General features: G+C 54.1%; 18 protein-coding genes. 10 read left to right on the top strand and 8 right to left on the bottom strand.

Annotation, left to right across the window (positions count from 1 at the left end):
• Positions 1-22: 22 nt before the first annotated feature.
• The 4 genes from ACU8YC_RS22580 to ACU8YC_RS22565 all read left to right on the top strand — a co-directional run bounded on the left by ACU8YC_RS22580 (position 23) and on the right by ACU8YC_RS22565 (position 6,880).
• A complete protein-coding gene (locus ACU8YC_RS22580; RefSeq protein WP_446895767.1) occupies positions 23-3,289 on the top strand; it encodes a DUF5107 domain-containing protein in 3,267 nt (1,088 codons plus the stop codon).
• Between the two features lie 72 nt (positions 3,290-3,361).
• The gene (locus ACU8YC_RS22575; RefSeq protein ID WP_446895766.1) at positions 3,362-4,801 is read left to right on the top strand and encodes a sugar porter family MFS transporter; all 1,440 of its coding nucleotides are present in this window, start codon (positions 3,362-3,364) and stop codon (positions 4,799-4,801) included.
• The gene (locus ACU8YC_RS22570; protein ID WP_446895765.1) at positions 4,801-5,643 is read left to right on the top strand and encodes an aldose 1-epimerase; all 843 of its coding nucleotides are present in this window, start codon (positions 4,801-4,803) and stop codon (positions 5,641-5,643) included. Before ACU8YC_RS22575 ends, ACU8YC_RS22570 begins: the two co-directional genes overlap by 1 nt.
• An 88-nt stretch (positions 5,644-5,731) precedes the next feature.
• Positions 5,732-6,880, top strand: coding sequence for a 3-phenylpropionate MFS transporter (locus tag ACU8YC_RS22565; protein WP_151217668.1), 1,149 nt, complete (start codon positions 5,732-5,734; stop codon positions 6,878-6,880).
• On the opposite strand, the gene csiE is transcribed toward ACU8YC_RS22565, so the two are convergent.
• The 7 genes from csiE to ACU8YC_RS22530 all read right to left on the bottom strand — a co-directional run bounded on the left by csiE (position 6,875) and on the right by ACU8YC_RS22530 (position 15,340).
• Complete coding sequence (gene csiE / locus ACU8YC_RS22560; protein WP_151224090.1) at positions 6,875-8,152, bottom strand: stationary phase inducible protein CsiE; 1,278 nt, start codon at positions 8,150-8,152, stop codon at positions 6,875-6,877. The two genes, ACU8YC_RS22565 and csiE, sit on opposite strands and share 6 nt — an antisense overlap.
• Positions 8,153-8,556: 404 nt before the next feature.
• Positions 8,557-9,156 carry a KpsF/GutQ family sugar-phosphate isomerase gene (locus ACU8YC_RS22555; RefSeq protein ID WP_151217666.1) on the bottom strand — a complete coding sequence of 200 codons (600 nt, stop codon included), beginning with the start codon at positions 9,154-9,156 and terminating at the stop codon, positions 8,557-8,559.
• Positions 9,153-10,790, bottom strand: a complete 1,638-nt coding sequence (locus ACU8YC_RS22550) for an FGGY-family carbohydrate kinase (RefSeq protein ID WP_151224089.1) — start codon at positions 10,788-10,790, stop codon at positions 9,153-9,155. Before ACU8YC_RS22550 ends, ACU8YC_RS22555 begins: the two co-directional genes overlap by 4 nt.
• 17 nt (positions 10,791-10,807) lie before the next feature.
• Positions 10,808-11,761: an ABC transporter permease gene (locus tag ACU8YC_RS22545; protein WP_003037658.1), complete on the bottom strand. Its 954-nt coding sequence runs from the start codon at positions 11,759-11,761 to the stop codon at positions 10,808-10,810.
• A gap of 1 nt (position 11,762) precedes the next feature.
• Positions 11,763-12,752, bottom strand: a complete 990-nt coding sequence (locus ACU8YC_RS22540) for an ABC transporter permease (RefSeq protein WP_446895764.1) — start codon at positions 12,750-12,752, stop codon at positions 11,763-11,765.
• Positions 12,745-14,253 carry a sugar ABC transporter ATP-binding protein gene (locus ACU8YC_RS22535; protein ID WP_446895763.1) on the bottom strand — a complete coding sequence of 503 codons (1,509 nt, stop codon included), beginning with the start codon at positions 14,251-14,253 and terminating at the stop codon, positions 12,745-12,747. Before ACU8YC_RS22535 ends, ACU8YC_RS22540 begins: the two co-directional genes overlap by 8 nt.
• 103 nt (positions 14,254-14,356) lie before the next feature.
• Positions 14,357-15,340, bottom strand: coding sequence for an autoinducer 2 ABC transporter substrate-binding protein (locus tag ACU8YC_RS22530; protein ID WP_003037665.1), 984 nt, complete (start codon positions 15,338-15,340; stop codon positions 14,357-14,359).
• A gap of 420 nt (positions 15,341-15,760) precedes the next feature.
• On the opposite strand from ACU8YC_RS22530, the gene ACU8YC_RS22525 reads away from it, so the two are divergent.
• Both ACU8YC_RS22525 and ACU8YC_RS22520 read left to right on the top strand, forming a co-directional pair.
• Positions 15,761-16,399, top strand: a complete 639-nt coding sequence (locus ACU8YC_RS22525; RefSeq protein WP_137375884.1) for a DUF1007 family protein — start codon at positions 15,761-15,763, stop codon at positions 16,397-16,399.
• Positions 16,390-17,370 (top strand): nickel/cobalt transporter, encoded by a 981-nt coding sequence (locus ACU8YC_RS22520; RefSeq protein WP_446895762.1) that lies wholly within the window; start codon positions 16,390-16,392, stop codon positions 17,368-17,370. Before ACU8YC_RS22525 ends, ACU8YC_RS22520 begins: the two co-directional genes overlap by 10 nt.
• 72 nt (positions 17,371-17,442) lie before the next feature.
• Here ACU8YC_RS22520 and suhB read toward each other — a convergent pair whose 3' ends face one another.
• Positions 17,443-18,246, bottom strand: a complete 804-nt coding sequence (suhB, locus tag ACU8YC_RS22515) for an inositol-1-monophosphatase (protein ID WP_003037670.1) — start codon at positions 18,244-18,246, stop codon at positions 17,443-17,445.
• 118 nt (positions 18,247-18,364) lie between these two features.
• Here suhB and trmJ point away from each other — a divergent pair, with 118 nt between their 5' ends.
• The 4 genes from trmJ to iscU all read left to right on the top strand — a co-directional run bounded on the left by trmJ (position 18,365) and on the right by iscU (position 21,631).
• Positions 18,365-19,096 (top strand): tRNA (cytosine(32)/uridine(32)-2'-O)-methyltransferase TrmJ, encoded by a 732-nt coding sequence (gene trmJ / locus ACU8YC_RS22510; protein WP_210904477.1) that lies wholly within the window; start codon positions 18,365-18,367, stop codon positions 19,094-19,096.
• A gap of 173 nt (positions 19,097-19,269) precedes the next feature.
• Entirely contained in the window at positions 19,270-19,761 is a 492-nt protein-coding gene (gene iscR / locus ACU8YC_RS22505) for a Fe-S cluster assembly transcriptional regulator IscR (protein ID WP_003037674.1), read from the top strand.
• Between the two features lie 242 nt (positions 19,762-20,003).
• A complete protein-coding gene (iscS, locus tag ACU8YC_RS22500; protein ID WP_210904478.1) occupies positions 20,004-21,218 on the top strand; it encodes an IscS subfamily cysteine desulfurase in 1,215 nt (404 codons plus the stop codon).
• A gap of 26 nt (positions 21,219-21,244) precedes the next feature.
• Positions 21,245-21,631 (top strand): Fe-S cluster assembly scaffold IscU, encoded by a 387-nt coding sequence (gene iscU, locus ACU8YC_RS22495; protein ID WP_002913991.1) that lies wholly within the window; start codon positions 21,245-21,247, stop codon positions 21,629-21,631.
• Positions 21,632-21,640 lie beyond the last annotated feature (9 nt).

Genomic DNA, 21,640 nt, shown 5'->3' with positions numbered 1-21,640 from the left:
TGTTTATTGAGTGGAGAGCGGCATGTACGGTTCAGTTAAAGTCTGGCAAGAAACGATCACCCTCCCAACGTGGACGGCGGGTGAAGAAGACGCTAACCCCATGTTTCTGGAGAAAAGGGTTTATCAGGGATCTTCTGGCGCGGTGTATCCGTATGGCGTGATTGATACGCTGACCGGCAAACGTGAAATGCGCGACTACAAGGCGGTGTGGATGGAGAATGACTTCATTCGCGTCATGCTGTTGCCGGAGTTAGGCGGGCGTATTCATCGAGCGTATGACAAAGTACAGCAGCGCGATTTTGTCTACTACAACGAAGTGGTGAAGCCCGCTCTGGTTGGTTTGCTTGGACCGTGGATCTCTGGTGGCATTGAATTTAACTGGCCGCAGCATCATCGCCCAACCACTTTTATGCCGGTCGATTTTACGCAGCAGCAGGGTGAGCATGGCGAATATACTGTATGGATGGGTGAAGTAGAACCTATGCGCGGTTTACAGGTGATGACCGGATTTACGCTGTATCCGGATCGCGCTCTGATCGAGATAACCGGGAAGGTGTTTAATGGTAACGCCACGCCGCGCCATTTTTTATGGTGGGCGAATCCAGCGGTGAAGGGTGGTGACGATCATCAGAGCGTGTTTCCGCCGGATGTGACCGCAGTATTTGACCACGGTAAGCGCGATGTTTCTGCATTTCCCATTGCCACCGGCACATACTACAAAGTGGACTACTCGGCTGGCGTGGATATCTCGCGCTACAAAAACGTTCCTGTACCGACCTCCTACATGGCTGAAAAATCAGATTATGATTTTGTTGGTGCATGGCATCACGGTGAGCGAGGCGGGCTGCTGCATGTGGCCGATCACCACGTTTCGCCAGGGAAAAAACAGTGGACCTGGGGCTATGGCGACTTTGGCGTTGCCTGGGATCGTAACCTTACCGATGACAACGGTCCGTATATTGAACTGATGACCGGGGTCTTTACCGACAACCAGCCGGATTTCACCTGGCTTGCGCCGTATGAAGAGAAAGTCTTCGTACAAAACTTCCTGCCCTACAGCGAACTGGGCATGGTGCAAAACGCCAGCACGCAACTGGCACTGCGCCTGGTACGTGAGAGTAATCAGCTATCAGTGGGGGTTTATGCGATTGCGCCGCTGTGCGACGTGCAGGTTACGCTTTCTGCAGATGGGCAACCGTTCTATGAGCATACGCTGACCCTGGAGCCTGGACAAAGTTGGCTGGCTGATGTGTCTGACAATAACCATGCGCGGGTAACGATGACTGTCACTGGTGCCGATGGTACTTCGCTTTTGCAGTACAAAGAGCACATCGCGCAAGAGTTACCACTACCTTCAGCGGCCGTCGCGCCAGCACGACCAGAAGCGCTGTCTAATACCGATGAACTCTATTTCATTGGTCAGCATCTGGAGCAGTACAACCACGCCAGTCGCTATGCCGAAGATTATTATCGTCGCGCGCTGGAGGTTGACCCGCTGGATTATCGCAATAATGTTGCCCTCGGAACGCTGGCGTTAAACCGCGCGGACTGGGGGTTGGCAGAACATTGTGCGGGCAAAGCGCTGGAGCGAGCGCATAAGCTCAATAAGAATCCACGGGATGGTGAGGCCAGTATGTTGCTGGCCGCCGCACAGGAACGTCAGGGCGATGATGACAGCGCCTGGGATAACTATTTTAAGGCAAGCTGGAGCGGTAACTGTCGGGATGCGGCATTCTGGTCGTTAGCGCGTCTGGCGATGAAGCGTCAGGACTACGCCGGTGCACTGGAAAAGGTCGAGCAGAGCTTACGCTTTAACGGCAGTAACAACCTGGCGATGGGGCTAAAAGCGCTGGTGTTGTCCAGGCTTAATCGTCGTGAACAAGCGCTGGACTATATCCGCCAACAGTTGGTGGATTATCCGCTCAGTTATACCCTGCACTATGCGCGCTGGGCTATCTGCCAGGATGAGGCGACGACGCAAGCACTGATTTCGATTACCGGGTGTCGCGGGACCAATGCGTGTGAACTGGCGGGCTGGCTGACCTCTTTCGGACAAAAGGATGCTGCCCGTGGTGTGCTGGAACTGCTCGACAGCCAGGAAACGCTGCCGATGCTGTGGCGCGCCTCACTGAGCGACGACCCGCAACCTTTCATTGAGCGAGCCCGCGCGTGCCTGCAAAACCGCGTCCGTTTCCCTAATACGCTGGATGAAGTGCAAATGCTGCAGAGCCTCGAACAGAGCGCATTTGCTCGCTATTTACTCGGTTGTTTCTGGTACAGCAAACGACGTTATGCCGAGGCCGTTGACTGCTGGCAATTTACGCTTGCGCAGGAAGCAGATTTTGCCCCGGTGCATCGTTTACTGGGTATCTACGCCTGGAACAAACTGCACGATGCGCAGCAGGCGAAACAGTATCTGTCGCAGGCTGTGGCGCTGGATCCGCAAAATGCCCGCTTCCTGTTTGAACTCGACTATCTCAATAAGCTGATGGCACAACCGGTTGAACAGCGCCTGCAGCGACTGGAAGCCAGCAAAGAGATTGTCTTCCAGCGTGATGATCTGACGGTGGAACTGCTCAGCCTATGGAATGGATTGGGGCGCTATGACGATGCTGCCGCAGTATTACGCGAGCGGGTGTTCCATCCGTGGGAAGGCGGTGAAGGCAAAGCCACCGGGCAATATCTGCTTAATCAATTGCATCGCGCGCTGGCTGCCGTGCAGTCCGGCGACCCGCAAACGGCTATTATGCAGCTGCAACAGGCGCTGCACTATCCGCAAAACCTCGGCGAGGGACGTTTACCCGGACAAACGGATAATGACATCTGGTATTTGCTGGGGCATTGCGCGCAGCAACAAGGCCATTTTGACGAGTCTCAGCGCTACTTCTCCCGTGCGACGCGTGGCGGTAGCTCGTTGGATGCAGGACGTTACTACAACGACCAGCCGGTGGACTATCTCTTCTGGCAAGGAATGGCGCAGAGAAAACTTGGCGAAGATGCAGAGGCGGATGTTCTGTTCAACAGCTTCCTGCAATGGGTTGAGTTGAATCGCGACAACGTGCCGGATGTCGATTTCTTTGCTGTATCGCTACCCGATCTGGTGGTGCTGGATACCTCTGCACAAGCAAAACACCAGCAACACTGCCTGTTTATCAATGCGCTTGGGCATCTGGGGTTGGGAAATAGCGCAGCCTGTCAGCGTGATCTTGATGAACTCCTGCAACTTAATCCGGCGCATGACAAGGCATTACTGCTGCGTCACGCCATTAACGTAAGGCTTTTCCAGTAATACCTGAAATGGGTGGGGGCGACCTCACCCGAAACCTTCTGTCCCCTGCGTTTCCCTGAAAGAGGAATCATAATGAATAACGCGCAGACACATTTAAAGATTGGTTACGTCTGGACTATCTGCCTGGTTGCGGCCTGCGGTGGTTTACTGTTTGGCTATGACTGGGTGGTAATCGGCGGGGCAAAACCTTTCTATGAAGCGTATTTCTCGATTACCGATCCGGCGCAATCCGGTTGGGCGATGAGTTCCGCGCTGATCGGTTGTGTATTTGGTGCACTGATTTCCGGCTGGTGCGCCGATAAGTTTGGTCGAAAGATGCCGCTGATTCTCTCGGCGATCCTGTTTAGCGCTTCTGCCTGGGGAACTGCCGTCGCCAGTAACTTCGATATGTTTATTGTCTATCGCATTGTGGGTGGCGTGGGGATTGGTCTGGCGTCTGCGCTAAGTCCGCTGTATATCGCCGAGGTTAGCCCGGCGGAAAAGCGAGGTCGCTTTGTTGCCGTTAACCAGCTCACCATTGTGATTGGCGTACTGGCGGCGCAGCTTATCAACCTGATGATAGCCGAACCTGTCGCCACAGGCGCCACGCAGCAGGCGATTGTGGAAAGCTGGAACGGTCAGACGGGCTGGCGCTGGATGTTTGGTGCGGAATTGGTGCCCGCAGTAATTTTCCTGGTACTAATGTTCTTTGTGCCTGAATCACCGCGTTGGTTGGTGAAAGCAGGCAAAGTCGATCGTGCTCGTGCCATGCTGCAGCGCATTGGTTCGGCGGAATATGCCGGGCAAACGCTGAAAGAGATTGAACATACATTGCAAAAAGATAACCACAAAGTCGCGTGGTCAACGCTGTTACAACCACAAATTAAACCGATCGTGATTATCGGTATGGTGTTGGCGGTGTTCCAGCAGTGGTGTGGGATCAACGTTATTTTCAACTATGCGCAGGAGATCTTCGCCTCCGCCGGATTCGACATCAACGGTACGTTAAAATCGATCGTGGCGACGGGGATCATCAATCTGGTCTTTACTCTTGCCGCCCTGCCGTTAGTGGACAAAATTGGCCGTCGTAAACTGATGTTGTTCGGCGCGTCAGGATTGACGGTTATTTATGTCCTGATTGCCGGGGCGTACGGGTTGGGCATTATGGGCTGGCCGGTTCTGGTTCTGGTTCTGACGGCGATCGCGATTTATGCCCTGACGCTGGCCCCGGTGACCTGGGTGCTGCTGTCGGAGATTTTTCCCAATCGCGTACGCGGGCTGGCAATGTCGCTCGGTACACTGGCGCTGTGGATTGCCTGCTTCCTGCTAACCTATACCTTCCCGCTGCTCAATGCGAGTCTTGGCGCGTCGGGAAGCTTCCTGCTGTACGGTGTGATTTGCGCGATGGGCTTCATCTATGTTCTGCGTAATGTACCGGAAACCAAAGGCGTGACGCTGGAAGCGCTGGAGGAGCAACTGGCGGCGCAGCATACAAAAGTTGGCGCATCAGCTCAACCGCGAAACGCCCGCTGATGGATGGTCTGCTGACGCTACAAAACGCACATCTACGGATGTGCGTAGATCCACAGGGCGGTTCGCTATTGAGTCTGGTTTCGTTACAACATCAACGGGCAATATTACGTGAAGGTCATGGTCAGCAGCCCGGTGATTGCGGCCTGTTCCCGATGTTACCGGTGGCAAATAGGGTGGCGGGCAATCGTTTTATGTTACGTGGGGAAGAGGTTGTGCTACCGCACCATGGGGCGGATGCACACTTCTTCCTGCACGGTGACGGCTGGTTGCAACGCTGGCAGATTATTACCGCTACCCAAAGCGGCTGTTTGCTGCTGTTGCGCAGTTGGCATCCCTGTGGCTACGACTATACGGCGCAGCTTTGCTATCAACTGGAAACCTCAAGCCTGCATGCCTCGTTGACGCTTACCCATTGCGGTGAGCAGCCCATGATCTATGGCTGCGGGTTTCATCCATTTTTCGCCTTTGATAAGCACAGTATGGCGCAGTTCACCGCCAGCGGCTACTGGCCGGAGGGGGAACAGCATCTGCCGCTGGAATGGCAAAGTGTCCTTCCGCCAGCAGCGGATTTCATGCGCGCGCAATACGGTGAGGATCGCTGGCTGAACGTCGGTTATTCTGGCTGGAGCGGACGGGCTGTTATTCAGCGGAACGTGATGAAAATCACGATTTTAGCGCAAACTCCGTGGTTGATGCTGTTCAGAATGTCGGGTGAGCCGTTTCTGTGCCTGGAGCCGCAGACGCATCCGGTGAATGCCCACCACATGCAGGGGCAGCCGGGGTTGCAGGTTTTAGCGCAGGGAGAACGCTGCCATTTTACGATGCAAATTTGCGTCGAATAGGGCCAATATCATGTTATCTGCGTGTTAATGCACTCTTGCGCCAGCCAGCGTTTGTCGCCAGACTATCGCCACCAAACGGGAGGGATTCATGGCTTTGCATTCCACGCGCTGGCTGGCGCTCGGTTATTTTACTTACTTCTTTAGCTACGGTATTTTTCTGCCTTTCTGGAGCGTCTGGCTCGAAGGGCTGGGACTGACGCCGGAAACGATTGGTTTACTGTTGGGGACTGGGTTGATTGCCCGTTTTCTCGGCAGTTTACTGATTGCGCCGCGCGTAAGCGATCCCTCTCGTCTGATCTCAGCTTTACGTATTTTGGCCCTGTTGACGCTGGTGTTTGCGCTGGCCTTCTGGGCGGGAACCAACGTGGCGTGGCTGATGGTGGTGATGGTCGGCTTTAACCTGTTTTTCTCGCCGCTGGTGCCGCTGACCGACGCACTGGCCAACACCTGGCAAAAACAGATAACCATGGATTACGGTCGGGTACGGTTGTGGGGATCCGTGGCCTTTGTGATCGGCTCTGCGTTGACCGGTAAGCTGGTGAGCCTGTTTGACTATCGGATTATCCTGGTCCTGCTGTCGCTTGGCATCGCCTCGATGCTGCTGGGCATGATGATTCGCCCGACCGTGCAGCCCGCAGGTGAAACCCGTCAGCAGGAGAGTGCGGGATGGCCCGCCTGGCGCGCGCTGATAACCCAAAGCTGGCGTTTTCTGGCCTGCGTGAGTCTGCTGCAAGGCGCGCATGCGGCTTATTACGGTTTCAGCGCCATTTACTGGCAGTCTGCCGGGTATTCCGCTTCGGCGGTGGGCTATTTATGGTCATTAGGTGTGGTGGCGGAAGTGATTATTTTTGCGCTCAGCCATAAGTTGTTCCGCCGCTTTAGCGCCCGCGATCTGCTGCTGCTTTCCGCCGTTTGCGGCGTGATTCGTTGGGGGCTGATGGGTTGGAGCACAGAGCTCCCGTGGCTGATTGTTGTGCAAATCCTGCATTGCGGAACGTTTACCGTCTGCCATCTGGCGGCAATGCGTTACATTGCTGCGCGACAGGGCAGTGAAGTGATTCGTTTACAGGCGGTCTATTCCGCGGTGGCGATGGGCGGCAGTATCGCCATCATGACCGTCTTCGCCGGTTACCTGTACCAGAACCTGGGCAGCGGCGTATTCTGGGTGATGGCGCTGGTGGCGCTACCGGCTATCGTGCTGCGCCCGAAAGTGGTGGCGCAGCCTGCAACATTATGATTCGAGGATTTTGCGGATCTGCTGCTGCTGGTGAGACGTCAGCGCCAGATCCGCATGAATCAACGGCGGTGAAAACAGCGGCAGCGGCGTAGTGTATGGTGTGACGATCAGCGTTACACCGCGCGGCGCGCCCTCTTTTTGAAAGTCCTGCATTGGCATATGTTTTACGTTGAGCGGCAGCAGCGTTAGTTCGCGCAGCTGTTGTTCTATATGCATTTCGAGTTGTTCGTTACTACCGGTCAGCAGGATAATCTGCTTCTCGTGCAAATCCTTCTCCTGCATCAGCCAGGCACCGAAAATAACCGCAACCAGCCCGATCTCTTCTTCTGAAAACTGCACGTCGTATTCCGCTTCGAAGCCGTGTATCGCCTCGCGGGTGGTACGTACTAGTCGGGGATAAAGTCGGCTGAACTCCTCCGGCAGTGTGTTATCAATGCCAATGGCAAACACGCTACGGTTAAGCGCCTGGGCAAGATGAATATAAAGCTGGTCATTCAGTCCTTGCTCATCGCTGAAGCGGACGTTGCCATACTCGCGAAAACGCAGCACCAGCCGAGCAATAGCAAGACGCAGGCGGCGATCCTGCTGGTGATTATCGCGGATAGGGTCGGGGATGCGGATCATTGAGAATAACAACGCCATAAACAACGATTCGCCCAGCGGCGCACTTTGCATGACGTGGCGCTGCCAGTGGCGGCCAATTTCCTCTGCGAGCGGATACTCAGCGCAGGATTGCGCCCACCGTTGCTGGAGCGGATTAAACTCCGGGGTGATCCCTGCGTGATGTTGCAGCAGGCAATACTGTAAATACAAGCGCAGGAACTGAATATCACGGCACTCAAAGGGTTTTTGCAAGCGCCGGGAACAGAGGTTAATAAGCGCATGCAGGTTGGTGTCGTCATACAGCGTCCGCGCAATACCTCGTTGTTTCAGCTCCATTTTTAATGCGGGCGTGAAATGCTGGGCGATAAAAGTCGGGCAAATTCGCAAACCACGGCGCAGCCACTGCAACAGACACAGGCGCTGATTGAGCGGAGTTCCTTCGATCGTATAGCCACCATGTTGCGCGATGGTAATCGCGAGTCGATGATAACGCTGGATTTCGAGTCCTGCGCCAATAATATCTTCCTGGACCGTGGCATCATCAACGCCATTAAGGCTGGTAAAGGTTTGAGCCGTAGCGATTTGGCCGGGCAGGAAAAGCGTCAGCAGTACCTGGCAACGGCGCTGGGGAGCGGAAAGTACAGATGGCGGAGCAAGCGTTGACATCATCTGTAGGATCTCCCGTAAGTATGTTTGATAAGAATAGCTAAAGTTTGCTCATAGATTTGGGGAATGGAATGCTTTCCACCAGGAATGCTGGAGGGCGTCACAGAATTTTTCACGTGGGGATCAGATAGCGGGAGTGGAACGCAGCGCGTTAATCCGCTTTTTCACTGTTTTATCTTTTGTTGAGATATAAAAAATGCCAGAGGGGGGAATGCTGGCGGAGGGTGGTATGAACATGCTCTCGCAGAGAAAGGGTTCCGTTCACCTCAGCAGTGTCATTTCTCTGAAGCGCTGATACCCTTAACACGTTCACAGGGAGTATCGTTTCAGAGAAGTGAAAACTTTAGGTGAACGTAGCAATACGACGGAGGCAACAAATTCATTACCTCCGTAACAGCTGTCTGGCGTTACCGCCCACGACTCAGCGTTAATCCCACATCGCCGCCCGGATGGACCGCCAGCAGCGTTTCCTTTGAGTAGCCGCTCTCGCTCATCAGACAGGCACAGGCGGCGTCAAAGATAGCCAGCACCAGTAAAATAGAGGTGGTAGCCAACATGTTCAACGGGTCAGCCTCTCGCTGGACACCGGTGGATATCACCAACCTCGACGCTTTAGCGATGGCCGAATCGGCGTTTTCAGTCACGCTCAGGATTGGCACATTCCTCGCTGTTAGCCCTGGCAGCAGTCGGGTGAGTTCATCCGAATTTCCCCCACGCGACAGCATAATCACCAGGTCGTTAGCGCGTAAGAAGCCCAAATCGCCATGCGCTGCATCCGTCGCGTTGAGATAAATCGCCGGACGTTCCACGCAGGCAAGCATATGCGCGACTTTACGCGCCGCAATACCGGATGTACCGACGCCGGTAACGACGATTTTACCCTGACAACCGCGCAACTCCGCCATCAGCGACTGCCAGAGCGGTTCAGTCAAATGCTGCCCCAGACCCGCAAGGGCATCGCTATAGAGCTGGAATACGCCGCTGGCCTGAGACCATGAATCACTCATGCGTCCTCCTGCATCAACTGGCGGTATTTCATATGGTCCTGATACATCTCGTGGAACACCCGATATTTGCGATCGTAGTACTGCTTGATGCGATTGGTCTGCGGGGTGACCGTTTTACCAATCCGGCTCATTGCCGACATCGCTTCCGGGAAGGTGTCGAATACGCCTGCGGCGATAGTCCCCATCATGGCGCCGCCCAGCAGCATGGCTTCGCTCTCTTCAGGCAGTAGCATGGCGCAGCCAGTGGCGTTGGCATGCTCCTGGACGAAGATCGGGTTTTTCGTTCCGCCGCCGCTGGCCATAATCGTATCGATGGTATAGCCGCTTTGATTCATCGTTTCAATAATATGGCGCGTTCCCAGCGCAATAGCCTGGATGGTCGCGAGGTACTGTAGCGCCATATCTTCCGGCGTGCGCGACAGTTTCAGTCCGGTGATCCCCCCCGTGAGTGTGGGGTTGGCACGCGGCGAGCGGTTGCCGTGGAAATAGGGCAAGATGTGCATGTCGCGGGTCAGAAAGGCGATATCTTCCGGCTCTCCGGCCATTTTACGCAGCAGCGCATTCAGTACTTCATAAATGGTTTGCCCCTGAGACTTCGCCTGGGCCAACAAGGTTTCGTAACAGGGATGCGACTGAATTACGTGGTCGATTAACGCCCCGGTTGCTGACTGTCCACCTTCGTTGAGCCAGTACTCCGGCAGTACTGCTGAGTAGTAAGGCCCCCAGACACCGCCGATAAAACGTGGCTCTTTGGAAATCGCCATGTGCCCGGTGGAGGTGCCGCCAATCAGTGCGACGCGGCGATCGAAATCAGCCACCTCGCCGGAAACACCGCAGGCACCAAGCGTGCCGAGCGTACCGGCGTGGGCATCGATGATCGAGACGCTGACCGCGGTTCCGGGTATCAGCCCCATTTCGCTGGCGGCGCGTGCTGACAGCCCGTGACCAAGCGGTTCGCCCATAGTTTTCACGTAACGGCCAATTTTGGCGGCATCATGTTCCAGCAAGTCTTCCAGCCCAATCTGGCGGAAATAGCTGGCATCCCATTTGTCTTCATGGCCCATGTAGGTCCATTTGCACACTGTTGAACACAATGAGCGCGTGTCATCGCCCGTTGCGCGCCATGTCAGGAAATCGGGCAGGTCAAAGTAATAACCTGCATTGGCCCACGTATTGGGCATATGTTGCTTCAGCCACAGCAGCTTTGGCGTCTGCATTTCCGGCGAAATAATGCCGCCAACGTAGTCCAGCACCCGATGATGCAGGGCGTTGATGCGTTCGGCCTGGGTAATCGCGCGGTGATCCATCCACACAATGATGTTTTGTTCACTGCGCCCGGACGGGCTGATGGTCAGCGGTTTACCTTCTTTATCCAACACCACCAGTGAACAGGTCGCGTCAAAGCCCAGACCTTTCACCTGGATAGGGTTGATATCCGACTGGTTAATCGCATCGCGAACCGCGTTACACACTGCCTGCCAGATGTTATCGGAAGACTGCTCAACAAAATCGGCCTGCGGACGGTAAATTTCGATGGCCCGACTGGCCTGACCGACCATTCTGCCGTTGAGATCAAACACGCCAGCGCGGGCGCTTCCGGTTCCGACATCCACACCAATAAAGTAACTTGCCATAATTTTTTCTCCTGAAATCAGGCTTTACGATTCTGTAATGCGATAAAGAGGATCAGCACCGCGCCCCACAGCGCCATCGTCAGATAGCTGCTAACCCCCAGCAAGTTAAGGCCGCTTTCCAGCATTTGCAGCACAATCAGCGCCAATACCAGGCCGATAATGCGTCCGAAGCCGCCATCCGGATTGATGCCGCCGAGTACGGAGGCAAGGATGGTGACCAGCAGGTAGGACTCACCGTATCCGGCTTTTGCCGAGTTGAATTTCGCCATCATCAGAATGGCGGCGACCCAGCCGAGCAGGGCTGAAATAACGTACACGGAAATTTGTACCCGCACGGTATTCACGCCGCTGTAGCGGGTAGCCTGTTCATTGGAGCCGACGAGATAAAGACTGCGCCCCAGCGTGGTGTGCTCCAGCAGTACCCATAGCAGGATTGCCACCAGGAAAAAGAGCAACAGCGCCACCGGAATACCCGCAATCGTGGCGTTGCCAAGATACTGAATGGCAGTCGGGAAACCCGAAATCACCGTCCCGTTGGAGAGCAGAATATTCAGCCCGGAGATAAGTGTCATCGTGCCGAGGGTGGCGAGAATCGGTGAGACGCCGACCCAGGCAATCAGCGCGCCGTTGAGCGTACCGATAGCCACCGCCACGGCAGCGCCTGCCAGCAGCGCCAGCACCAGAAACAGCGGGTTATCCGGATGGGTGACGATAATCGCTGCCATCACCAGCGAGCAGGCGTTCGCTCCGGCAATAATTGACAGGTTAATGCCGCCGGTCAGCATGGTCATACCCATTCCGAGGGCCAGCATGCCGAGGATCGGTAACTGTGAGCCTATCGACTGGAAGTTAGCGACGCTAAAAAAGCGGCTGCCAAGCAGGGCCGAGAAGACCAGGGCAACGACCACAATAATGACGCATTGCAGACGAATGATGGCATCACCGGGTAAAAATCTGGCGATTGTTTTCATCTCAAAGCTCCCTTGCCAGTTTGCGTTTTTCGTTCCAGGCCGTGGCACTAATGCTGACCAGGATAATGGCGCCGCTGAACACGGTGTGCCAGTAAGAGGAGACGCTGAGCAGCGTCAGACCATTTTGTAAGAAGGCGAGCAGGACAACGCCGAGCAGGGTTCCGGTCAACGTACCGCGTCCGCCGCTCATGCTGGTTCCGCCGAGTACGACCGCCGCCAGCACCGTCAGCTCAAAACCGAGCAGCGAATTGGGCGCAACTGACTGGGTAATTTGCGCCTGAACCACGGCGGCAATGCCTGCCAGAATACCCATGTAACCATACACGTAGAAATGCAGCTTCAGCAGGTTCAGACCGAGGCGTGACGCTGCGTCGCGATTACCGCCCATGGCGTAAACCTGACGGCCAAGACGGGTATAGTTCATCAGCACAGCGGTACAGACGATCACCGCCGCCAGACACAGCAGAGGCAGGGTCAGGCCGTAGTCGTAGCCATCTGCCGCAGTGAACGACAACCAGTTAATGCCGTTCATAAACCAGTCAGGGAAACCGTACAGCCAGGTGCCTTTGGTGGTGTAAACCAGAAGGCCGTAGTAGACGTTCAGCGTGGCGATGGTAATGATGATTGCCGGAACGCGCAGCCAGTAGACCAGGAAGCCATTAATCAGTCCAAGAAGCAGCCCCACCGCAATCGCAATGGTTAACGCCAGTGCGAAGTTGCCGCCGTGGCCGATCACCCAACTGGCCATCGCATACTGGGCAATTGCGGTCATCGCCGGAAATGAGATGTCGATCCCGCCGGAAATCAACACCACAAACAACCCGCAGGCAAGAATGCCGAGAATCGCGTAGCTGGTGGCCACATCTGTCAGATTGCCGAGCGAGAGGAACTCATCGGTGCTGACACTTAGCCCAACCGCCAGCGCCACGACCAGCAGGCCCAGCCAGAATTCATGTTGCCCGATTAAACGGGAGAGATGCATCTTATTCATTGATTACCTCGACCACTTCAGCAATCTCCTCTTCACGGCAGTGATGAGGATTAAATTCCGCCACCAGCCTGCCGCGACGCATCACCAGCACGCGGTGGCTGTTGTAATACGCTTCCGGAATTTCATCGCAAATCATCAGCACCGCCATACCTTGTTCCGCCAGATCGCGGGCGATCTGGTAAATACCCTCTTTGTTGGCGATATCCACGCCAACAGTCGGGGAGTCGAGGATCAGAATGCGCGGATTGGTTGCCACCCATTTGGCAATGGCGATACGCTGGGCATTGCCGCCGGAAAGCGTTTTGACCGGCAGGTGCGGATCGGACACTTTGATATTCAGTTCGCGGATTAAATCGGCGACCAGCTTTTGCGCTTTACGATGATCGAGCAAGCCGCTACCGGTGTGCAGTTGATCAAACACCGTGACAATGGTGTTGTCGTAAATCGACTGCTCCATGATCAGCCCCTGCGTCAGGCGATCTTCTGAGACGTAGCCGATCCCGTGCTTAATGGCGTCGTGGTTATTACGAAGCGTGACCGGCTGACCGTTAATACGCATCTCGCCGCTTTCCGGGTGCGTCATGCCGAACAGGCTCAAACAAAGCTCGGTACGCCCGGCGCCCAGCAGGCCGACAATGGAAACAATCTCGCCGCCATGCAGCGACAGATTAATGTTCTGGTATTTGCCTCTGCGGCTGAGGTTGCGCAGCTCAAGCAGGGGTTCTCGATCGTCGAATGATTTTTCCGGCAGCGGGCTGTAGTGGAAGCGTTGTCCGGTCATCAGGAAAGCCAGCTCGTGGCTGTCCAGTTCGCTGGCAGGGTACGTGCCCACCAGTTTGCCGTCGCGCATCACGCTGATGCGGTCAGCGACTTCCATTACTTCATCCAGGCGATGGCTGACAAACACCACGCAAATGCCAGCCGCTTTCAGTTCGTTAACCACCTTCAGCAGGCCATTGACCTCCTGACGGGTCAGCGAGGCGGTGGGTTCATCCATAATGACCAGACGTGCATCGGCGGCAATCGCCCGGCAAATGGCGACCAGCTGTCGGTCGGCAATCGAGAGTTTTTCAACTTTTTTGTCGGGATCGATGTTCACACCGATACGCTTCATGGCGGCCAACGCCTGCTGCTTCATGGCGCCACGACGTACCCAGATATCGCCACCAGGCAGATAACGGTTGACCGCGATATTTTCCGCGACGCTAAAATTCGGGAACAACGACAGGTCCTGATAAATAACCTGAATGCCATAATGGGAAGAGAGCTGCGGCGTCAGGTGATGGAACAATTTTCCGTCGAGTAAAATCTGCGCGCCTTTTTCCGGGTGATAAACCCCGCAGATCACTTTAATAATGGTGCTTTTACCACAGCCGTTTTGACCCGCCAGACAGTGAACTTCGCCTTTTCTCAGCGTCAGATTCACGTTATCCAGCGCCAGCACGCCCGGGAATTGTTTGCTGATATTCTCAAGAGTGATAAATGCGGTGGTGTCTGTCATGGACAATACCCCTGCGAGCGCCCTGACGGACGCTGAGTGTTAGTTTGGTTGATAGCGCCGACCAGACGGTCGGCGTTAAGGTTCCCTGGTGTTGGCTAAAGCCTTAGAAACCAAGTGATTGTGCGTTGTCTTTGGTGACTTCGAGGATCTTATTAAAGCGGATCACTTTCTTCTCCGTGTCGATATCGGCTTTCCCTAAACCGTCGATACTCAGATCGGCATTGACTTCTTTGCCCTGCAACAGCTGATCGGCGACCGTTACCAGCGCATAGCCCGCATCTTTTGGATCCCACAGCAGCGCTTTTTTGATATCACCGCGCATCAGGTAAGGCGCAGCTTGTGCTGGCATGGCGATCCCGACGACGGCAATTTTATCTTTGGCGCGTTTTTTCTGTACAGCCTGACCCGCACCGATTGGACCCAGCGAGCCGAAACCAATAATCCCCTTCATCTGCGGATAGGTTTTCATCAGATCCAGCGTCGTGGCGTAGGATTTATCGATGCTTTCCGCAACCGGCAGACGTGAAGTGACTTCGAACATTTCCGGATATTTTTCTTTCTGGTACTTGATTGCATAATCCGCCCACGCGTTATGCAGCGGGACCGTCAGCGAACCAACATAGATGGCATAACCCCCTTTGCCGCCCATGTTTTTTGCTAGCTCATCGACGTTGGCTTGTGCGTATTTTTCACTATCGATGGTTTCGATATCCCACTGACCGATTTGCTCGTCCGGGGATTCGTGCGTCAGGACCACAATGCCTTTATCGCGAGCTTTTTTCAGTACTGGCTCAAGAACTTTGGCATCATTCGGTACCACGATGATCGCGTTGACGTTTTTGGCGATCAGATCCTCAATCACTTTGACCTGCTGTGCCGGATCCGGCGTAGACGGACCGGTCTGGTAAGCGTTCACATCCAGTTTTTTTGCTGCTTCGTTAACACCGGTTTCCATGCGGTTAAACCAAGGAATACCGGTGACTTTGGCAACCACAGCAATTTCATATTTTTCCGCCGCAAAGGACGTGCCGGACAACATGCATGCAGAAACCAGGGTTGCACTGAGTAATGCGAGTTTGAATTTCATAGTTGTACCTTTTGTAGGGGGCAGGACATGTCACGGCGTGAAGTTAACAACGAATGGAAGAGGGAATGAACCACAAGTTTGATGAATGTGATCTATATCCGTTATTGTTAATTTATGGAAAATAAATAGTTAGATTTTGGTTAAAATTGAGCGGATTTTTATTGATGCGAATGAATTTTAAGTTAAAAAAACATTAAAATTAAACCATTAATTAACATTCTATTTTCATTTAACTTAAGTTGTGGCGTAAAAAAGGGATTTAGGCTGACATTGATGAAGAATAAATTATCGAAATTGAGAACTGAATCGATACCGGAAAAGGGTGCTCAACTTTTTTTCGTTCGATGGTATCCTCGGCACACTTGCGCCAAATACGGCATCATTATTTGTGGCGGTGTTGATTTTTAACGTGGAGAACTCATGCAAGGCGTTAAACGTATCATTATGACGTTGTTTCTCGCTGTCCTGTCCTTTGGCGCAGGTGCGCATCCCCACAGCTTTATTCATCTGAAAACCGAAGTCGTGAGCGAGAATGATCGGTTCGTCGCGCTAAAAATGCGCTGGACGATGGATGAAATCACGTCGGCGGATCTGCTCTACGACGCGGGGAATGCTAAACCTGGCGATGAAATTTGGAAGAAACTGGCGGCGGAAGTGATGGCCAACGTTCTCGGGCAGCACTATTTCACCGAAGTGTGGCACGATGGGAAAAAGGTAAAGTTTAAAAACAGACCGACGGAATATGGCATGGAGCGTGAAGAACACCAGGCGGTGCTGACGTTCGTTCTGCCGCTGGCCGAAGCTCAACCACTGAGCGGTCAAAAATATACTATTTCAACCTTCGATCCGACCTACTACGTCGATATGAGCTATGACAAAGACAGCGACGCCCGGCTTTCGCAGACTATAAGCCAGCAATGCCATATTTCAATGCATACGCCGACGCCGAATGAACACATGCTGAGCTTTGCGCAGTCGCTGGATAAAGAAGACGCTCCGCCGGAGGATATGGAATTGGGTAAACAGTTTGCACAGACGGTGACACTGCAATGTCAGTAGTTTATCAACAACGCGCAGCCAGACGCCGTTGGCTCACGCTATGGCCGCTGGCGGTCTTTTTGTTGCTGGCGACAGGCGGGGGGCTGTGGTTGTGGCAGGCCTGGCCTCAGGTAATGATGCAAAGTGTTGTCTGGCAGCGCGACGTTAACCAGCAGATGAGCGGGTTGCTGAAAGCGGTTGCCGCGAATCCCACTCGTGCGGGCGGATCTCTGCTGTTGTTTAGCTTTCTTTATGGGGTATTGCACGCATTGGGGCCGGGGCACGGCAAAATTGTCATCACGACCTGGCTTGCGACGCATCCGTCGAAGCTCAAGTCGAGCATTGGGCTGACGCTGGCGTCTTCACTATTGCAGGGGCTGGTGGCAATAGGACTGGTGGTTGTAGTCCTCACGGTGCTGCAACTGCCTGCCCGGCAGCTGCATATGAGCAGTTTCTGGCTGGAGAAGGGAAGTTATGCGCTGGTTGGCATGTTGGGCGTTTTATTGTGCGTCCGTGCGCTGAAGAAATTGCGCCAGCTGCTGCGTCGGCCGAAATTCACCGCCTTTACGCCGTACCATGTGCATCACGAGGGCTGCGGTTGTGGGCATCAGCATTTGCCCAAGCCGGAACCAATGCAAAGCGGAGATGACTGGCGCGCGCGGCTGATGATTATTCTCTCCATGGGCATGCGTCCCTGCTCTGGTGCAATTATGGTGCTGCTGTTCAGTAAAGTGGTTGGCGTCTTTAGCTGGGGCATGGCGTCGGCGTTGGCGATGGCGGCAGGAACCTCTTTGACGATTACGTCACTGGCTCTGCTGGTACACAGTTTTCGCTCACTGGCGGTGAGACTTAGCGGACATAAAGCGCCGGTGCTGTGGCGACAGATTGGCTGGACAACGCTGGCATTAGCCGGTGGTGCAGTGCTTATTGTTGCTGCGGTAGTGATGTGGATGAGCGCGGTGCCGGTAGGGCGAGGGATAAGACCGTTTTAGGTTAGTGAGCGGAATGGTATGACTTGTAGGCCGGATAAGACGCGAAAGCGTCGCATCCGGCACCACAGCAGATTAACGCTTCAGCGCATCGCTCAGTTCGTCACGCATGTTAGCCAGCATGGCTTTAACAACGCGCGGGTTACCTGCAACGATGTTGCCGGTCGCCAGGTAGTTATGACCACCGGTGAAGTCGCAAACCAGTGCGCCGGCTTCACGCGCAATCAGCTCACCTGCGGCGAAGTCCCAGGGTTTCAAACCAATTTCGAAGTAACCGTCAACGCGCGCAGCGGCCACATAAGCCAGATCCAGCGCAGCAGAACCTGTGCGGCGGAAGTCAGCGCACTCGGTAAACATTTTGCCAAGAATTTTCATATAAGAAGCAGCGTGCTGCTTCGCTTTGAACGGGAAACCGGTGGCGATGATGGTGCCGTCCAGATCGCGGGCGGTGCTGCCACGCAGACGATAGCCGTTCAGCTGTGCGCCCTGGCCGCGAGTTGCGGTGAACAGTTCGTTACGCATTGGATCGTAAACAACGGCGACTTCAGTACGGCCTTTAATGCGTACCGCGATGGATACCGCGAAGTGCGGCAGACGTTTTACGAAGTTAGTAGTGCCATCCAGTGGATCGATAACCCATTGAACATCCTGATCTTCACCAGCGTGCTCACCGCTTTCTTCGGTGATGATGGTGTGCTGTGGGTAAGATTTGCGAATAGTTTCGATAATAATCGCTTCGGCGGCTTTATCGACGTTAGTCACGAAATCATTGCTGCCTTTCTGGCTGGTTTCTACAGAGTCGGGGGTTTCGTAGTGTTTGGCAATTACATTACCCGCCTTGCGCGCTGCGCGCACGGCGATGGTCAGCATCGGATGCATCGGTCTCTCTCACTGGATGTTAAAGAACGGGAAAACGGCGCAGAGTATAGCAGCGAGTTCGGAATATGTCTTCGTTTTATGATAATATGGTCGAATAATCTTTAGCCGAAGAAATACAATGCTGCAAAATATTCGAATTGTGCTGGTGGAAACCTCTCACACTGGCAACATGGGCTCTGTAGCCCGCGCAATGAAAACCATGGGTTTAACCAATCTGTGGTTGGTAAATCCACTGGTTAAACCGGATTCCCAGGCCATCGCTCTGGCGGCAGGTGCCAGCGATGTGATCGGCAGCGCGCAGATCGTCGATACTCTCGATGAAGCGCTGGCAGGTTGCAGCCTGGTGGTAGGCACCAGCGCGCGCTCCCGTACGCTGCCGTGGCCGATGCTGGATCCGCGCGAATGCGGCTTAAAAAGCGTCTCTGAAGCGACGAGTTCGCCCGTGGCGCTGGTGTTTGGTCGTGAACGCGTTGGCCTGACGAATGAAGAACTGCAGAAGTGCCATTACCACGTCGCTATTGCCGCGAACCCGGAATACAGTTCGCTGAATCTGGCGATGGCGGTACAGGTCATTTCTTATGAAGTGCGCATGGCCTGGCTGGCGACGCAGGAAAGCGAGAAGACCGCAGAATACGAAGACGCTGAGTACCCGCTGGTCGATGATTTAGAGCGTTTTTACGGTCATCTGGAACAAACGCTGCTGTCGACCGGGTTTATCCGCGAAGGGCATCCGGGACAGGTGATGAACAAGCTGCGCCGTCTGTTTACGCGCGCACGTCCTGAGAGCCAGGAGCTGAACATTTTGCGCGGAATTTTAGCTTCAATTGAGCAACAGAATAAAGGCAAGTAAACGTAACGCCTCCGGCAAGTAAAAATGGCACTGAAGGTTAAATACCTGACTAAATTAGTCAAGTAAATAGTTGACTGATTTAGTCGGGAATGTCAGACTTGCCCCTGCTATGCAATACCCCCATTTTACAATAAAAAACCCCGGGCAGGGGCGAGTTTGAGGCTAAGTAAGACATGAGACTGACATCAAAAGGGCGTTATGCCGTGACCGCAATGTTGGACGTTGCGCTCAACTCCGAAACGGGCCCGGTACCGTTGGCTGATATTTCTGAACGTCAGGGAATTTCCCTGTCATATCTGGAGCAGCTGTTTTCCCGTTTGCGTAAAAACGGTCTGGTTTCCAGCGTACGTGGGCCAGGCGGCGGGTATCTGCTGGGTAAAGATGCCGGCAGCATCGCAGTAGGTGAAGTTATCAGCGCTGTGGACGAGTCAGTAGATGCGACTCGTTGCCAGGGCAAAGGCGGTTGTCAGGGCGGCGATAAATGCCTGACTCACGCGCTGTGGCGCGATCTGAGCGATCGTCTGACCGGCTTCCTCAACAACATTACGTTGGGCGAACTGGTGAATAATCAGGAAGTCCTGGATGTGTCTGGTCGCCAGCACACACATGACGCTCCACGCACTAATCGTGCACAAGACGCGATCGACGTTAAGTTACGCGCATAATTTGCCCGTTATATTTCGTGCCGCAACTGCGTTAGCCGCACTTGCTCGCCCCAGTCACTTACATGATGTAAGCTCCTGGGCACTCTCAAGTTTGCCGCCTTGCTGCAACACGAACTATTTAGGGTAAAGATAATAAGATATTAGAATCAGGCCGGGGTGCCAGACGCCCCGTTAACTCGGTCGTACATCCAGCCGGTTGCCTGATTCCTTGCATTGAAGCGATGTACGGAGTTTATAGAGCAATGAAATTACCGATTTATCTCGATTACTCCGCAACCACGCCGGTGGACCCGCGTGTTGCCGAGAAAATGATGCAGTGTCTGACCCTGGACGGAAACTTTGGTAACCCAGCTTCCCGTTCACACCGTTTTGGCTGGCATGCTGAAGAGGCGGTTGATATCGCCCGTAATCAGATTGCTGACCTGGTGGGTGCCGACCCGCGTGAGATTGTTTTCACCTCCGGTGCGACCGAATCCGACAACCTGGCGATCAAAGGTGTAGCCAACTTTTATCAGAAAAAAGGCAAGCACATCATCACCAGCAAAACCGAACACAAAGCCGTGCTGGACACCTGTCGCCAGCTGGAGCGCGAAGGGTTTGAAGTCACCTACCTCGCCCCGCAGCGTAACGGCATTATCGACCTGAAAGAACTTGAAGCGGCAATGCGTGACGACACTATTCTCGTCTCCATCATGCACGTGAATAACGAAATCGGCGTGGTGCAGGATATCGCGACTATCGGCGAAATGTGCCGTGCGCGCGGCATCATCTATCACGTCGATGCAACCCAGAGCGTGGGCAAACTGCCTATCGATCTGAGCCAGCTGAAAGTCGACCTGATGTCCTTCTCCGGTCACAAAATCTATGGCCCGAAAGGTATCGGTGCGCTGTACGTGCGTCGTAAACCGCGTATTCGTATTGAAGCCCAGATGCACGGCGGCGGTCACGAGCGTGGCATGCGTTCCGGTACACTGCCTGTGCACCAGATCGTTGGTATGGGTGAAGCATATCGTATCGCCAAAGAAGAGATGGAAACAGAGATGGCGCGCCTGCGCAGCCTGCGTAACCGTCTGTGGGACGGCGTGAAAGATATGGAAGAAGTGTATCTTAACGGCGATCTCGAGCAGGGCGCACCGAACATTCTCAACGTCAGCTTCAACTATGTTGAAGGCGAATCGCTGATTATGGCACTGAAAGATTTGGCAGTATCCTCCGGTTCTGCATGTACTTCTGCAAGCCTGGAGCCATCCTACGTGCTGCGTGCGCTGGGGATGACCGACGAGCTGGCACACAGCTCAATTCGTTTCTCTTTAGGTCGTTTCACTACCGAAGAAGAGATTGACTACACCATCAATCTGGTTCGCAACTCCATCGGCCGTCTGCGTGACCTTTCCCCACTGTGGGAAATGTTCAAACAGGGCGTGGATCTGAACAGTATTGAATGGTCACATCACTAATTCGGCACCAATAAGGAGAATTCATCATGGCTTACAGCGAAAAAGTAATCGATCATTACGAGAATCCCCGCAACGTGGGCTCTTTTGACAACAGCGACGAGAACGTGGGCAGCGGCATGGTGGGTGCACCGGCCTGTGGCGATGTGATGAAGTTGCAGATTAAAGTCAACAATGAAGGTATCATTGAAGACGCGCGTTTCAAGACTTACGGCTGCGGTTCCGCTATTGCCTCCAGCTCTCTGGTTACCGAATGGGTGAAAGGGAAATCTCTGGACGAAGCACAGGCGATTAAAAACACCGATATCGCCGACGAGCTTGAACTGCCACCGGTGAAAATTCACTGCTCTATTCTGGCTGAAGACGCAATTAAAGCCGCGATTGCGGATTACAAAAGCAAACGTGAAGCAAAATAATTAAGAGTT

Source organism: Citrobacter sp. VF227 (assembly GCF_052950715.1).
The sequence above is the reverse complement of the archived record's forward strand: the minus strand, read 5'-3'. Positions and strand labels throughout refer to the sequence as shown.